General features: G+C 32.7%; 14 protein-coding genes and 1 pseudogene. 13 read left to right on the plus strand and 2 right to left on the minus strand.

All coding sequences use genetic code 11. From position 1 onward, the window contains the following. Positions 1 to 329: 329 nt before the first annotated feature. Positions 330 to 719 carry a hypothetical protein gene (locus tag BJL90_RS13060; protein WP_070968776.1) on the plus strand — a complete coding sequence of 130 codons (390 nt, stop codon included), beginning with the start codon at positions 330 to 332 and terminating at the stop codon, positions 717 to 719. Here the strand turns inward: BJL90_RS13060 and istB are convergent. Together istB and istA are read right to left on the minus strand one after the other, a co-directional pair. Further along, entirely contained in the window at positions 684 to 1445 is a 762-nt protein-coding gene (gene istB / locus BJL90_RS13065; RefSeq protein ID WP_070963417.1) for an IS21-like element helper ATPase IstB, read from the minus strand. The genes BJL90_RS13060 and istB overlap by 36 nt on opposite strands. Continuing rightward, positions 1442 to 3025 (minus strand): IS21 family transposase, encoded by a 1584-nt coding sequence (gene istA / locus BJL90_RS13070; protein ID WP_070963420.1) that lies wholly within the window; start codon positions 3023 to 3025, stop codon positions 1442 to 1444. The genes istB and istA overlap by 4 nt, the downstream gene beginning before the upstream one ends. 110 nt (positions 3026 to 3135) lie before the next feature. On the opposite strand from istA, the gene ltrA (BJL90_RS13075) reads away from it, so the two are divergent. The 12 genes and pseudogenes from ltrA (BJL90_RS13075) to BJL90_RS13125 all read left to right on the plus strand — a co-directional run bounded on the left by ltrA (BJL90_RS13075) (position 3136) and on the right by BJL90_RS13125 (position 14423). Next, positions 3136 to 4149, plus strand: a complete 1014-nt coding sequence (gene ltrA, locus BJL90_RS13075) for a group II intron reverse transcriptase/maturase (RefSeq protein ID WP_081561985.1) — start codon at positions 3136 to 3138, stop codon at positions 4147 to 4149. 588 nt (positions 4150 to 4737) lie between these two features. Beyond that, a complete protein-coding gene (gene ltrA, locus BJL90_RS13080; RefSeq protein WP_070968781.1) occupies positions 4738 to 6048 on the plus strand; it encodes a group II intron reverse transcriptase/maturase in 1311 nt (436 codons plus the stop codon). 204 nt (positions 6049 to 6252) lie between these two features. Next, entirely contained in the window at positions 6253 to 6606 is a 354-nt protein-coding gene (locus tag BJL90_RS13085; RefSeq protein ID WP_070968784.1) for a calcium-binding protein, read from the plus strand. Positions 6607 to 7177: 571 nt separating this feature from the next. Next, the gene (locus tag BJL90_RS21515) at positions 7178 to 7348 is read left to right on the plus strand and encodes an Ada metal-binding domain-containing protein (protein WP_081561986.1); all 171 of its coding nucleotides are present in this window, start codon (positions 7178 to 7180) and stop codon (positions 7346 to 7348) included. 45 nt (positions 7349 to 7393) lie between these two features. Next, positions 7394 to 7810: a secondary thiamine-phosphate synthase enzyme YjbQ gene (locus tag BJL90_RS13090; RefSeq protein WP_070968788.1), complete on the plus strand. Its 417-nt coding sequence runs from the start codon at positions 7394 to 7396 to the stop codon at positions 7808 to 7810. Positions 7811 to 7886: 76 nt separating this feature from the next. Beyond that, the gene (locus BJL90_RS13095; protein WP_070968791.1) at positions 7887 to 8084 is read left to right on the plus strand and encodes a DUF3006 domain-containing protein; all 198 of its coding nucleotides are present in this window, start codon (positions 7887 to 7889) and stop codon (positions 8082 to 8084) included. Between the two features lie 135 nt (positions 8085 to 8219). Next, positions 8220 to 10280 carry a DUF262 domain-containing protein gene (locus BJL90_RS13100; RefSeq protein WP_070968794.1) on the plus strand — a complete coding sequence of 687 codons (2061 nt, stop codon included), beginning with the start codon at positions 8220 to 8222 and terminating at the stop codon, positions 10278 to 10280. A 332-nt stretch (positions 10281 to 10612) separates the two neighbouring features. Next, entirely contained in the window at positions 10613 to 10831 is a 219-nt protein-coding gene (locus tag BJL90_RS13105) for a hypothetical protein (RefSeq protein ID WP_156778787.1), read from the plus strand. A 68-nt stretch (positions 10832 to 10899) separates the two neighbouring features. Continuing rightward, positions 10900 to 11901: an HIRAN domain-containing protein gene (locus BJL90_RS13110; protein ID WP_156894491.1), complete on the plus strand. Its 1002-nt coding sequence runs from the start codon at positions 10900 to 10902 to the stop codon at positions 11899 to 11901. Position 11902: 1 nt separating this feature from the next. Continuing rightward, positions 11903 to 12697 (plus strand): annotated as a pseudogene (locus BJL90_RS13115) (IS982 family transposase); the annotation flags it as partial. Between the two features lie 247 nt (positions 12698 to 12944). After that, on the plus strand, positions 12945 to 13520 hold the full coding sequence (locus BJL90_RS13120) for a hypothetical protein (RefSeq protein WP_070968805.1): 576 nt from the start codon (positions 12945 to 12947) through the stop codon (positions 13518 to 13520). Positions 13521 to 13616: 96 nt separating this feature from the next. Further along, positions 13617 to 14423, plus strand: a complete 807-nt coding sequence (locus BJL90_RS13125) for a hypothetical protein (protein ID WP_070968809.1) — start codon at positions 13617 to 13619, stop codon at positions 14421 to 14423. The last annotated feature ends 162 nt before the right edge of the window (positions 14424 to 14585 follow it).

Below are 14585 nucleotides of genomic sequence, written 5' to 3' on the forward strand. Positions count from 1 at the left end.
ACTACTCTGAAAAGGGTCAAAGAGGAAGCCGAGTCTTAATAGCTTGGGCGAAGGCAACAGATGGTATGAAGAACTTGAATACGCAGTACCTAAGAATCCTCCGGTGTATGGGTAGCGACATGTTGATATAGTAGTTAAAGGAACTGGAGAGACCCTACTTTGCACGAACTAATTCGTAAAGAGATAGCATATAAGCTGGAAAGTGAAGTTGCTTATCTGCAAAGAGGGAGTCAGAGGAGTTCATAGTACCGATGATTATACAGACAACAAAACTGTATATTAGGAAAGGGACTCTACTTTGTTCATGTTTTTGGAGGAGGTAAGAGTGAGTGAATGCCCAAAAGGCTAACAACACCATAGATAAAGTTCGACAACTTCAAAGAAAACTATACCTATCAGCCAAAGCAAACAGCAAGAGAAGATACCATGCTTTATATGATAAAGTGTATCGAACGGACATTTTAATGGAAGCATGGAAGAGAGTAAAAAGTAATGGAGGGGTAGGAGGAATTGACCGTATAACCATAATGGATATAGAAAGTTATGGAGTTGAAAAATTCTTGGTTGAAATACAAAAAGAGTTGATTAACGGTACATACCATCCCTTACCAGTAAGAAGTGTATTTGTCAATCCAAAATTCCTCTATATACTAATTGAAATTTCCCCTAGGGGAGTAAAAAAATTATTGTTCCTCAAGCCATCGTTTGGTTTCTTTTAATCTGTAAGAATTACCATTCATATTTACTATATAAGATTTATGGGTTAATCTATCTATCATAGCTGCTGTCATAACTGGATCTTTAAATATTTCATCCCACCTTTCAAAGGAAAGATTGGTTGTGATAATGGTTGATTTTCTACCCGCTCTCAAAGATAAGTATGTGAAAAGTAGCTCGGAAGCCTCCTTATCAAAGGAGATATATCCTAATTCATCGGCTATGATTAAATCATACTTTTCAAACCTTTTTTCAAAGGCACGAAGGTTTTTTTCTGACCTACTTTCCTTTAATTCATTCACCAATAGGGGAATGGTAGTGAATAGGACTTTATAGCCTACATTACAGGCTTTTATGCCCAAACCAATAGCCATATGGGTCTTCCCCGTGCCTGGGTTACCTGCAAGGATAATATTTTGACCCGTTTCAATAAATTCAAGGGTTGAAAACACCTTCACTTTATTTCTTGCATCTTCTGGCAAATCTTCTATGATTAAATCTTCAAGGTATTTTTTATATGGAAATCTTGCACTTCTAATCCTGCTCTTCCTCCCATTGTCTTTTCTAAGGTCATATTCTTTTTCTAAAAGATCGTAAAGGAAAGTGTCATAGGTTTTAGAGTCTTTATTGGCTTCGGTAAGTTCTTCTTTAAAATGCCTTAGAATATATGGCAGCTTAAGTTCTTTAGAAAACAATGCTATTTTTTCATAGATGTCTTTATGGTTCATATGATTTTCGCCTCCTTCTTAAAGGCTACACAGGAACCTTTAAGAAGATTACCATAATGGCTTAATATTAATTTAGATTGTTCTTCTATTTGAGTAGTCCTTTCGCGATTAATGACTTTTCCTTCGTCTTCATTTCTGTTACAAAGCATTTTTATCTTCTCTGTATTAACTCCTATGGGACTGAGCTTTTCCAAATCTTTAATGATATTCTCAACTTTTTCTAATCCTTTTTGACCAATTAATTCAAGAAGGTCTATGAAATCCTTAGGATTTTCGGTATAATATTTATTGTATATGGTTTGAAGCGTGGGGTTCATTTGTCGCATGGCTGTGCTGGAATGAAGTGACCCAGGCTTCTTTTTTATGGTTTTTATGTAATGCTCTATCTTAATATTCCAAGTGTGAACACCATAGTTTCTGTTATGCTGAGCTATGAGCTTATTTTGATGGTAGACAAAGATTGTTTCTGGATATATTTTTACAAAGACGAACTTACCTACTAGATCATCGGGAACAGAGTATTTGTTTTCATCAATGCTTATGACAGAATATTTATTGACTCTAAGCTCTGCCGTTCTAGCGGTATCATAACTAGGCATTAATTCAAGAAGATATGGTTTCTCTTCCTCAAGGACATCTCTAGGACTTTTACCATCGTTGTACTCTGTTATGCGGTTATTCAGTTTAACTAATACTTCTTGAAGATATTCATTGGCTTCATCAAGGTTTTTAAAGGTATCTCTTTTGCCAAAAACCTTTCTCCTTATGTACTCGATACTTCTTTCCACATGACCTTTTTCATTGCCGCTACAGGTATTGCAAAATCTATATCTAAACCCGTAATACAAGGATAACTTCAAAAGATCTTCTGTAGGTTCCTTTTCTGTTTTACTGACAAACCTTTTTACAGCTACCTTCATATTGTCATAAACTACTGTTTGATAAACCCCTTCAATTTGGTTAAAAAACTTCACATGGACATCTAGAAAGTGCTCCATCCTTTGGTTATGATACAACCTAGCATAACGATAGTTGCCTTTAGCACTGGTGAAGGCTGCCATTTGCAGAGTCTTAGGCTTGCCATCTATGATAAGATTCACATAACCCCAATCAAATTCACATATTTCCCCTAGATGATACTCTTGTCTTATGTAGGCTTCTTTGGTTTGCTTACAATTCTCCCTGATGTAGGTACATACTGTTGGATAGCTTATATCATAACCTTCTTCAATTAGAGCTTCATAAATATCAATCTTTTTCTTCTGTTGTTTACTCCTTCCTGTAGCTTTCTTTATCTCATTTTCCTTGAGGAAAAAGTGAATCCTCTCTATTATCTCATCTGTTAGCTTTCTTCTAATCCTATTGCTGCTATCATACTTTGGTGCTGAGATAATATCTGTTATTAGTTCCTTATCTTCCTCCTGAGAGTTGAGTAAATCTCTTTTTTTCTTTTCATACTCCCTAATATATTTTCTTATGGTTTTTCTATCAATTCCAGTTCTCCTATGAATCTCCCACTGGGACTTTCCCTCCCTGAAATGTGATAGAATTATTTCTTGTTTTTCCACTAAACTGATCATCCCCTTAGCCCCCTATGAAGTATCATAGGGTTATTTTATATTTCCTCTAGGGGAATTTTCAACTATTCTATTAGGGTATTTTTAGATTATCATAAACAAGAAGATGCTATATTCCCAAGAATGATGGAAAGGGTAGTAAACGACCATTAGGAATACCTGTTGTAAAAGATAGAGTGGTACAAATGGCAACTAAAATCGTAGTAGAACCTGTATTTGAAGCAGACTTTAAAGATTGTTCATATGGCTTTAGACCAAAGCGAAACGCAAATCAAGCACTAAAAGCCATCAATGAAGAAGTAAATAAAGGCTGTTTATGGGTAATAGATGCAGATATTAAAGAATATTTTTGTAGCATTAATCATGAAAAACTAATGCTACTTGTAAAACAGCGTATATCTGATAGAAGGATATTAAAGCTAATATCAAAGTGGTTAAAAGCAGGAGTAATGGAAAATGGGAAAATACAAGAAAGTATAGTAGGTTCTCCGCAGGGTGGAGTAATTTCACCGCTACTATCGAACATATATTTACATTATTTCGATTATCTTTGGGGAAAGAAATATAGTCATCTAGGGAGATTAATAAGATATGCTGATGATTTTGTAGTGATCTGCAAAGGATGGGAGAATGCAAAGTTTTCAATGAGAGCAATCAAGGAAATAATGAGAAAACTAGAGTTAAAACTTCATCCTGATAAAACAAGGTTCATTGACTTATGGAATAGTAAAGAAGGTTTTGATTTTTTGGGATTTCATCATAGGTGGAAGAAAGGGAAAACAAAGAACTGGAAGAAATTTTGGGATTTATACCAGTATCCTTCACAAAAGGCAATGAAGAAAATGAGACAAAATATAAAACAAGTATTTCAGAGCAGAGCAACTTTGTTATTAGACGTGAAAGATTTAATTGAAATAATCAATCCTAAAATTGTTGGCATGAGGAATTATTACAACCTTAGATTTTCATATCATGAACTTTGTAAAATTGATTGGTATATTAAAAAGAAATTTACAATATGGCACAATCGTAAAAGGCAAAAAAGTCATCGGCATTGTAGAATAGAAAAGGTTTGTGAGATTATATACAAACAAGGATTAAAGAGACTTGCTGTAGCTGAATGCTGAAGGAAGAAGAATATCGGAAAGCCGTATGAGGGAAAACTTCATGTACGGTTTGATGAGGAGGGGCTGGATAAGCCAGTCCTTTACTCTATGCGCGTCCAGTTGAAAACTTTTAATTGCTTACTGGTGAAAGTCCAGTCAAGATAATGGTCAAGCAGTCTTGTAGTCAGCAACCAGCGTTAGTAGTAATACGAGCGTTGAAGCGTTGTGTAGGCAAATCAGCAGGTCGTAACATAAAGTGAATACTGCTGCATCGTCAAAAACTACTCTGAAAAGGGTCAAAGAGGAAGCCGAGTCTTAATAGCTTGGGCGAAGGCAACAGATGGTATGAAGAACTTGAATACGCAGTACCTAAGAATCCTCCGGTGTATGGGTAGCGACATGTTGATATAGTAGTTAAAGGAACTGGAGAGACCCTACTTTGCACGAACTAATTCGTAAAGAGATAGCATATAAGCTGGAAAGTGAAGTTGCTTATCTGCAAAGAGGGAGTCAGAGGAGTTCATAGTACCGATGATTATACAGACAACAAAACTGTATATTAGGAAAGGGACTCTACTTTGTTCATGTTTTTGGAGGAGGTAAGAGTGAGTGAATGCCCAAAAGGCTAACAACACCATAGATAAAGTTCGACAACTTCAAAGAAAACTATACCTATCAGCCAAAGCAAACAGCAAGAGAAGATACCATGCTTTATATGATAAAGTGTATCGAACGGACATTTTAATGGAAGCATGGAAGAGAGTAAAAAGTAATGGAGGGGTAGGAGGAATTGACCGTATAACCATAATGGATATAGAAAGTTATGGAGTTGAAAAATTCTTGGTTGAAATACAAAAAGAGTTGATTAACGGTACATACCATCCCTTACCAGTAAGAAGATGCTATATTCCCAAGAATGATGGAAAGGGTAGTAAACGACCATTAGGAATACCTGTTGTAAAAGATAGAGTGGTACAAATGGCAACTAAAATCGTAGTAGAACCTGTATTTGAAGCAGACTTTAAAGATTGTTCATATGGCTTTAGACCAAAGCGAAACGCAAATCAAGCACTAAAAGCCATCAATGAAGAAGTAAATAAAGGCTGTTTATGGGTAATAGATGCAGATATTAAAGAATATTTTTGTAGCATTAATCATGAAAAACTAATGCTACTTGTAAAACAGCGTATATCTGATAGAAGGATATTAAAGCTAATATCAAAGTGGTTAAAAGCAGGAGTAATGGAAAATGGGAAAATACAAGAAAGTATAATAGGTTCTCCGCAGGGTGGAGTAATTTCACCGCTACTATCGAACATATATTTACATTATTTCGATTATCTTTGGGGAAAGAAATATAGTCATCTAGGGAGATTAATAAGATATGCTGATGATTTTGTAGTGATCTGCAAAGGATGGGAGAATGCAAAGTTTTCAATGAGAGCAATCAAGGAAATAATGAGAAAACTAGAGTTAAAACTTCATCCTGATAAAACAAGGTTCATTGACTTATGGAATAGTAAAGAAGGTTTTGATTTTTTGGGATTTCATCATAGGTGGAAGAAAGGGAAAACAAAGAACTGGAAGAAATTTTGGGATTTATACCAGTATCCTTCACAAAAGGCAATGAAGAAAATGAGACAAAATATAAAACAAGTATTTCAGAGCAGAGCAACTTTGTTATTAGACGTGAAAGATTTAATTGAAATAATCAATCCTAAAATTGTTGGCATGAGGAATTATTACAGCCTTAGATTTTCATATCATGAACTTTGTAAAATTGATTGGTATATTAAAAAGAAATTTACAATATGGCACAATCGTAAAAGGCAAAAAAGTCATCGGCATTGTAGAATAGAAAAGGTTTGTGAGATTATATACAAACAAGGATTAAAGAGACTTGCTGTAGCTGAATGCTGAAGGAAGAAGAATATCGGAAAGCCGTATGAGGGAAAACTTCATGTACGGTTTGATGAGGAGGGGCTGGATAAGCCAGTCCTTTACTCTATATCGGAAGTAAAATTGATGTAGTTATTTCAGTGTTTAGAGAGGGCATATATTCTTTTTATAGTTTGGCATTGTATAGGGAAACATAACAAGATTGATTAGAAAAAGGTGAAAGCAATGAAATGGGAAATTGATTCAGAACAAGATAAACGAATTTATGAAGTTTTAAAAGACATTAAATCTGATGATTACATGGTTGCCTTGGAGAAATGGGAACAAATTCTTAAAGAGAGATTAGAGTTTCCGTTTGAAGTTGAAGTTGTAGATTCTGATAGTCATATAATTCAAGTAGGAAATAAATTAAGAGTTCATGGTATTGAAATGATAGATGATTTGCATGGAATTATTGTAACTGTAAGAAAAGGAAGAAAAAAGTATGCATTTGAATTATGCTTGTTAGAAGTTCTTGAAGATAATGCAGAAATGAAGCAGTTGGTAGATGATTATAGTGTTTGGTTTGCCAATAGATAGATCGTTTAGCTATTATAAAGGGCATCTGCTTAGGTAGGTGCTTTTTATTATGGTTGAATTGTCGAAAAATGGAGGTCGAAAGTTTGGAGAAATTTGGTTTTTATACAGGGAAGAGAAAGAATGTGTTGAAATATAATTAAGTATGTTCTGAGAAATTTTGAGAATCATTTAAGTGGCTTATTGAGATAACTCCAGATTATTGATAAAATAAACCCAATAGGAGGGATTTAAAATGAGAAATATATATTACTTGTTTTATTTAATACTTATTTATCTATATCTTTATACAAATATTAACAAATATCTAACAGTATCATTATTAATCATAAATACAGTTTTAATAGTTGTTAATAGATATAAACAATAAAATACTATAGAAGTATATTTTAAAAATGGTAAAATAGAGACAATTAATAAAAAACACCTTAGATCATTCATATTACTGCATAAAGCAAATATAATTTGCTATAAAACAGTATAACAGCAGCTACATCATAACAGCCGGACACCTGGGACTCTCAACACATCAACACCAAATAACAATTTTATCTCCAAAGGATGCCAAAGTCCAATGAACCGCACAGATTATGCTCTTGATAAAAAACGCAACAGAATAATTTTATATTTATTCCATATAGATAGTTGCAGTTCTTTGCCAGCAGAACATAATAGAGTTTATTTTAGTAGTAGAGATGAAGCTATTAATGCTGGTCATACGCCATGTCAAAGGTGTAAACCATAAAGTGCAAACATAAAAAACTATCTAAAAGTACGGAGGAGAGTACTAATGAAGTCCTATAGAAAAGAGTTAACCTATAATTTACCAACAAGGCGAGGTTATATAAATATAACACCTGAAGTACAACGCTGTATTGATGAAAGCGGCATTAAGGAGGGCTTAGTGTTAGTTAATGCTATGCATATTACTGCCAGTGTGTTTATTAATGATGATGAAAGTGGGCTTCATAAGGATTTTGAAATATGGTTAGAAAAGCTGGCACCTGAGAAGCCTTATAATCAATATAATCATAATGGTTATGAAGATAATGCTGATGGGCATTTAAAGAGACAAATTATGGGCAGAGAAGTAGTAGCTGCTATTACTGAAGGCAAGCTTGATTTTGGAACATGGGAGCAGATTTTTTATGGAGAGTTTGATGGAAAACGACCCAAGAGAGTGCTTGTAAAAATCATTGGAGAATAAGGATATTATCTTAGAGATGTATTTTGTTAAAAAAAGTATATCTTGAACTCAACTTTATAGTGAGAGAGGGAGAATAATGAAAGTAACAATTGACCGTTTTGAAGGTGAATATGCAGTAGTTGAATTAGAAAACAGAAGAACGATTGATATGCCAAAGAGCTTAGTGCCAGAAGGTGCTAAAGAGGGTGATGTATTGGAGATTAGAATTGATAGGGAAGAGACGGATAGCAGGAAGAAAAGGATTGAAGAGTTGATGGAGGATTTGTGGGAGTAGAATACTAGGTATTGTAAAGAGTCAATGGGCATCTGCTGAGGTAGGTGCTTTTGTTATGGCTAAAGATGGAAGATTGTGTATAAAAAACAATTGGGGTATAATGGATATAGTACTAACATTGGGGGTGGGGTAGTTATGGAAGCAAGACAAATTGGGCTTTTAGGATTACTTTCAGGGGAAGATAGGAGATTCATAATACCAGTATTTCAAAGAAACTACGATTGGAAAGATGAACAGTGTATTCAGCTGTTCAAGGATATAGAAAACGTAGAGATTGATGAGGAAAGGAAAAGTCATTTTCTTGGAACAATTGTGTATATTTCTAATAGTGAAGTGGATATGATTGACTTTCATGAATATGTACTAATAGATGGACAGCAAAGAATTACTACCACAATACTCTTACTTAAAGCGTTACATGACACTTTACAGGAAAAAGAGGACAAGGAGTGCATAAATCTAAGAAATAGGATTTATGATTTTTACTTGACTAATAGGTATGCTGATGAGGTACATAAATTTCGATTAAAACCTATGATAGATGATGATGTTGTATTTCAAAGGTTGATGAATAATGATTTTGATTTCATAGATAAAACCTCTAGGATTTATAAAAATTACATCTTGTTTATTGAGTTGATAAATAATTCACAAATGTCTGTTATGGAGATATTTGAAGGAATTAAGAAATTAATAGTGGTCTACATAGGATTAAAAAGAGGAGAGGATGATCCTCAATTAATTTTTGAAAGCTTAAACTCTACTGGACTTAGTCTATCAGAAGCTGATTTAATAAGAAACTATATTTTAATGGAGAGAGAGCCATTGGAACAAGAAGAACTATATAAAAAATATTGGTATAAGATAGAAAAAATATTGAGTAATGAAAATATATCTGATTTTATTAGAGATTATTTAACAATGAAGCAGAATGATATACCAAATAAAAATAATATTTATGTTGAATTTAAAAAGTATGTAAGAAAAAATAGTTACCAAAATATAGAATTGATTTTAGAAGATATATTATACTATTCTAAAATATATGTAAGGTTTTTAAATGATATAGAAGTAGATAAAGATATTAAAGAAGTGATAAAAGACATTAGAGATTTAAAGGTAACAGTATCTTATCCTTTTTTAATGGAAGTATACTCAGATTATGAACAAGGAATTATTAGCAAGGAGGTACTGATTAACACATATAAACTAATAGAAACTTATGTTTTTAGAAGACTTATATGTGATAGTCCTACAAATTCCTTAAATAAAGTATTTAAGAATCTAGCTAAAGAATTAAAAGAAAATAAAGACTATAAAAATAGATACTATGATTATCTAGTATCAATTTTACTAAATAAAAAATATAGTGCTGCGTTTCCACTGGACAGTGAATTTAAACATGAATTCCTAACAAGAAATATGTATAAATTTAAACATTCAAGATATCTACTAGAACATCTAGAAAATGAGAATAATAAGGAAAAAGTAGATGTTAACATCTTAAGTATTGAGCACATAATGCCACAAAAATTAGATGCTAAATGGACTTTGAAGCTAGGAAACAATGCTCAATCAATCCATGGGAAATATTTACACAACATAGGGAATTTAACATTAACTGGGTATAACTCAAATCTCTCTAACAAATCTTTTGAGGATAAGAAAATTATATTAGAAAAAAGTAGACTTAAATTAAATGAAAACCTGTCTTCCACTGAATCTTGGAACGAAGAAGAAATAGAAAAAAGAGCAAATGAACTTTTCAAAACTGCTATAAAGTGTTGGAAGATGCCCAAAGCAGATGAAAAACTGATAAATAATGCTGAATTTATTGAAAAAGAATTCTTTGACTTATCAGATGAGATAGATGTTACTGGAAGAAAGCCAATAGCTTTTGAGATTCTAGGACAAAAGCATACCGTAAATAGTTGGAAAAACTTTATGTACGAAGCTTCAAAGATTTTATATAATTTAGAGGAGAGGATATTTAAAACCTTTGTCTATGATAATGATTTTTCAGGAAGAAAGAGTAGAATAATTTCTTCAAGAAAAGATATGAGGGAGCCTGTTCAAATAAATGATGGAATCTTTATGGAAACAAATTTAAATGCTAATTCAGTTCTAAACTACGTTAAATTAATGATGGAAAAATATGAAATGTCAGATGAAGATATGAGATTTTGGATTAAGTAGAAGAATAAATTTAAAATACATTTTGAATTTGGCAAAATGAGCATCTAGGATCAAGAAATCTAGGTGCTTTCTTATATTAGAAATGTCGAATAATGCGATGGAAAATTTTGAAAAACTTAATTTGGTAAGGTAAAATTGGGTTGAGGAATATATCTATAGCAAAATCAAAACATTAGCATTTTTACTTAATGTATACATCTATATATTTATGATTTTGTTACTAATCTACTTTTACTGTTTTAGAAATATTTTTTTATTATTAGAAGAATAAAGGTAGCTTACAAAGAATTGATGATATAGAGGTTTTAATAATGATAGGAGGAGAGAGGATTTTGAATAACAATACATACTGGAGACGTTTAATAGAAAGCATGGAACCAGAAAAATTAAAGCAGTACACCAAAACAGATTATGGAAAGGCTCTGGAAAAAGAACTTAATGATTTAGAAGCTAAAGGATTGATATCAGGTTTTCAAAAAAAATTAATATTGAGTATAAAACCAAAGAATATTTTAGATTTTACGAAAATAAGAATACATGGTTGTGCGTAAAATATTTTTTGATAAATTTTCCTGATATTCTACATATTCATGATTTGCTATTTATTGATGCACCGTTTATGAAATTTATTTATGTCATTAATAAACAAGCTGAGATAGAGTTTGAAAAAATATTATACTATAAAAACCTCAAGTTTCAAAAATACTCAAAACAATTAGATGACGGTAGGGAAATAAATATTTATACTGGTATACTGAGACATTATGAAAAATACACATTGGAAGATAATCCAGCTAGAGTTGTATTTCGTACCGCAGAAGATGCAGGAATTAGAATAGGGTTTTATTACTATAGTGGTATGGAAAATTTCAAGGAACTTAGTTCGCTTTCACTAATCAGAAGCTTCCCAATTGAATCAGATGATTTCGGTGACTTTTCATCTGCATCTGGTGGTTTTAGACAGGATCTTAAAGCCGGCTTTAAATCTTCATGGGAGGCAAATATTGCAAGAATATTGAATAAACAAAATGCAAACTGGAAGTATGAAATAGCTTCAGAGAGTTATGCAACTGACATTGGTTACTATATTCCAGACTTTTTTATACAACGTGAAAATGGCATTGATATTCTTGAAGTGAAAGGCTTTTGGGATAGTAGAAGTATTAGAAAAGTTTCCTCTGCGATAGAACAAGCTAAGGATGAAAAGATTATTGTTATCGATAAGGATTATTACTCTTTACTTGAAGAAAAATATGGGAGTTGTATTTCTAATTGGGAAAAAACAGGTAAAATAGACACCTCCTTCGAGGTACCTGTTGTAGGAATTAATGTGAAGAATCGTTTTAATATTGCACAAAAGTTAGTACATGGGGAAAAATTAAAGATACTCCGAGAACCAGAAAATGCTTATGATAGTAATGCTATAAAGATATTAACACTAGAAGATGAAGAAGTGGGATATATTGCGAAGGACTGGGCATCAATTTTTGCGTTTAAGATAGATAATGGATTTACATATGAATGTTTTGTTCATAAAATCGAAATAACTAAAAAACGTATTATCATAAAATTACAAAGAAATAAAGCCACACTTGACTTGCTAAAAAACATCGGATTTTAATAGTGATAGTGAAATAATTACCATTAGTATTGTTGGGGAACTACTGACTATTGACTCAGAAAAAGCATGGTTAGGATTCTGTAAGAAGAACCTAAAGGATTTATTTCCAAGGTTTAGCCATAGAACTCGCTTTAATAGAACCCGTAGAGCACTACATTCGGTAATTGATGCAATTCGTAAGGAACTAACTTCCATGTTAGGATTTCGGGATAAATCCTTTAGGCTCGTAGATAGCATTCCTATTCCCGTGTGTAAGTTTGGTTGAGCACGCTTTCATAAATCTTTTAAAGTTGACTCAGCTTATGGGTATTGTGCTTCTAAAAAAGAAACCTACTATGGATTTAAACTACATTCTATCACTACGATAGAAGGATTTATCACTGACTTTATCCTTACACCAGCTAATATCGATGATCGAGAAGCTGTGTGGGAATTAGTAGATGACTACAATTCCATAACAATCGTAGGTGATAAGGGTTACACTAGTAAGCATTTGCCCTCGCAGCTACAATCAGAAAAGGGAATTCAACTAATATTTATGAAAAGGAATAACTGTAAAGATCCCTATCCTAAATGGCTTCGCCAACATATTTTTAAACTTAGAAGGCGAATTGAGACTACCTTTTCACAATTGACGGAACAGCTAAATATCAATAAAGTCTTAGCAAAATCTCTATGGGGACTTATGACAAGACTCAGAACAAAGATCTTATCCCATAATCTCTGTTATTATATCAATATGCTGTTAGGCAAGGACATTAACCTAGGACACATTAAAGAACTAATATTTGGATAATATATCCAATGTTTGTTCGTAAGAGAAATGTTTTTTTGTAAAAATAAATTGGTAAATTTATCTTGGTGTAGATTTACTAGCACATGAAGTTAAATTATAAAGATGGCGTTAGTGGAGATGATGTTATTGTTGAAAGAGATGGAGATCGAATAAAATATTCAGAATTGGAGAACTAGATTTATATATTTTGCTATGTTATTCTAAAAATACAATAAGTAACCAATAAATAATTAGGGGGGGTATTTTGATGGATAACAAATTATATGAAGTTATAGTTTCATCTATTAATGCTACATTTGACGATTTTTCAAAGAATCCATTTGATTTTGTTCAAAATGAAAGAGAAGCACAATACTGCTTATTTGAAAAATTAAAGGATAAAGTTCAAGGCTCGATGAAAGTACAGAGACAAGATTCAATACCACCATTTGAAAATATGAATGCACGTAGGGTTAGGGTGGAATATAAGTTAAAAAATTTTGTCCCTGACATAGTTATATTCAAAGAAAATATTATTAACACTAAAGAAACAGATATAGATGATGTAGAAGCATTTATAGAAGTGAAAATTGGATGGGGATGTAACTCAGGTTGCTTTACAGGTGATGGATTCTATAAAGATATTTTGAACTTGAAAAAATATCCGAGTAAAGGGTTCATAGTGTATTATATGGGTGATAACTTTGACAGTCTATCTTCAAGTATAAGGTCAAATTGCAAAAAGATTTTTCAAGAATATAAAGATGAGATCGACTTTAAAAATACATTTATTGTGTTTAGAGATAGAGTTATTAATAGCAATGAAATAGAATCTGCTTGGTAAAGAAATAAATAGGAAAAAATCCCTTCAAAGTGTATTGACTTAGTGTGTTAATTGAGTGATTAATGTTATACAACAAATACACATGGAGGGATTTTTATGGATAGAAAAGAAATAGTAAGATTATTAGGTGAGTATTTTGGAGTTAAGCCACAGTACATGGGAGCACCAAGTTTTGCATTTCAGATTGAAGCAGAAGAAGAAATTTATACAATTGATAAAGCAGGAAAGATTACAACTGCACAAGGTAATGAAGTGGAATTTGAAAAGCTGATAAATGGAAGGATTGAAAAGGAAGCTATAGAAGAAGTAGATGAAGCAGCTATTAAACAGAAAAGTGAGCAGGAGCCACTAACTGAAGATGAAATTGAATTTATAGTAGCCTTGCCCATGGAAGGTCACACAGGAGAAACCTTGAGAAATATTGTAAACATGATAGCCAGTAAACAGCCACTTATCAGTAAAGCCTTTCAATTAGAAGAGGATATCATAGAGGAAAGTTTTATCATAGGCATTAACGAAGTAAAAATTGAAACCTTAGAGGAATTCAGGACAGCCATTGATGATATAGGGGCAGAGTGCTGTAGAGGCATCGGATTTGATTTCCATGAGAAAAAGATAACCTTTAACTTTTATCAAGGGGAAGAAAAAAGAGATGCTTATATCCAACTGGTGGCATTGATAAACCAGAAGGCTAAGGAGCAGAAATATGCATCGGCAAAGTGCAAACTCACAGATAATGAAAAGTTCACATTTAGGACTTGGTTAACAAGGCTGGGAATGGTGGGGTATGGGTACAAGGAAATCAGAAAACAGCTACTTGAGAATATGGAGGGCAATGGAGCCTTTAGGCATGGAAAACCTGAAAAAATGGAGAATGAAGATGTGCAAATCCATGGGGAGTAACATCCCTTTTTTCTTTTGCCATATTTGCCCTGTAAGGCTTGATATTGCTTAAAGTGGAAGTGTTGAACCATTGGTAAACTGAAAACCGACACAGGCGAAGGTATAAATGGAAGAAATGGATATATATTTCAACTTTACTTTCTTGGAGAGTAGAGGTAATGT

The sequence above is a fragment of the Clostridium formicaceticum genome (genome assembly GCF_001854185.1).
Taxonomy (GTDB): domain Bacteria; phylum Bacillota; class Clostridia; order Peptostreptococcales; family Natronincolaceae; genus Andreesenella; species Andreesenella formicacetica.

Excerpts from the sequence above, each read along its gene's own strand:
- istB (WP_070963417.1), bottom strand. The coding sequence starts at position 1,445 with ATGAACCATAAAGACATCTATGAAAAAATAGCATTGTTTTCTAAAGAA.
- istA (WP_070963420.1), bottom strand. The coding sequence starts at position 3,025 with ATGATCAGTTTAGTGGAAAAACAAGAAATAATTCTATCACATTTCAGG.
- BJL90_RS13085 (WP_070968784.1), top strand. The coding sequence starts at position 6,253 with ATGAAATGGGAAATTGATTCAGAACAAGATAAACGAATTTATGAAGTT.
- BJL90_RS21515 (WP_081561986.1), top strand. The coding sequence starts at position 7,178 with ATGAACCGCACAGATTATGCTCTTGATAAAAAACGCAACAGAATAATT.
- BJL90_RS13090 (WP_070968788.1), top strand. The coding sequence starts at position 7,394 with ATGAAGTCCTATAGAAAAGAGTTAACCTATAATTTACCAACAAGGCGA.
- BJL90_RS13095 (WP_070968791.1), top strand. The coding sequence starts at position 7,887 with ATGAAAGTAACAATTGACCGTTTTGAAGGTGAATATGCAGTAGTTGAA.
- BJL90_RS13100 (WP_070968794.1), top strand. The coding sequence starts at position 8,220 with ATGGAAGCAAGACAAATTGGGCTTTTAGGATTACTTTCAGGGGAAGAT.
- BJL90_RS13110 (WP_156894491.1), top strand. The coding sequence starts at position 10,900 with ATGAAATTTATTTATGTCATTAATAAACAAGCTGAGATAGAGTTTGAA.
- BJL90_RS13120 (WP_070968805.1), top strand. The coding sequence starts at position 12,945 with ATGGATAACAAATTATATGAAGTTATAGTTTCATCTATTAATGCTACA.
- BJL90_RS13125 (WP_070968809.1), top strand. The coding sequence starts at position 13,617 with ATGGATAGAAAAGAAATAGTAAGATTATTAGGTGAGTATTTTGGAGTT.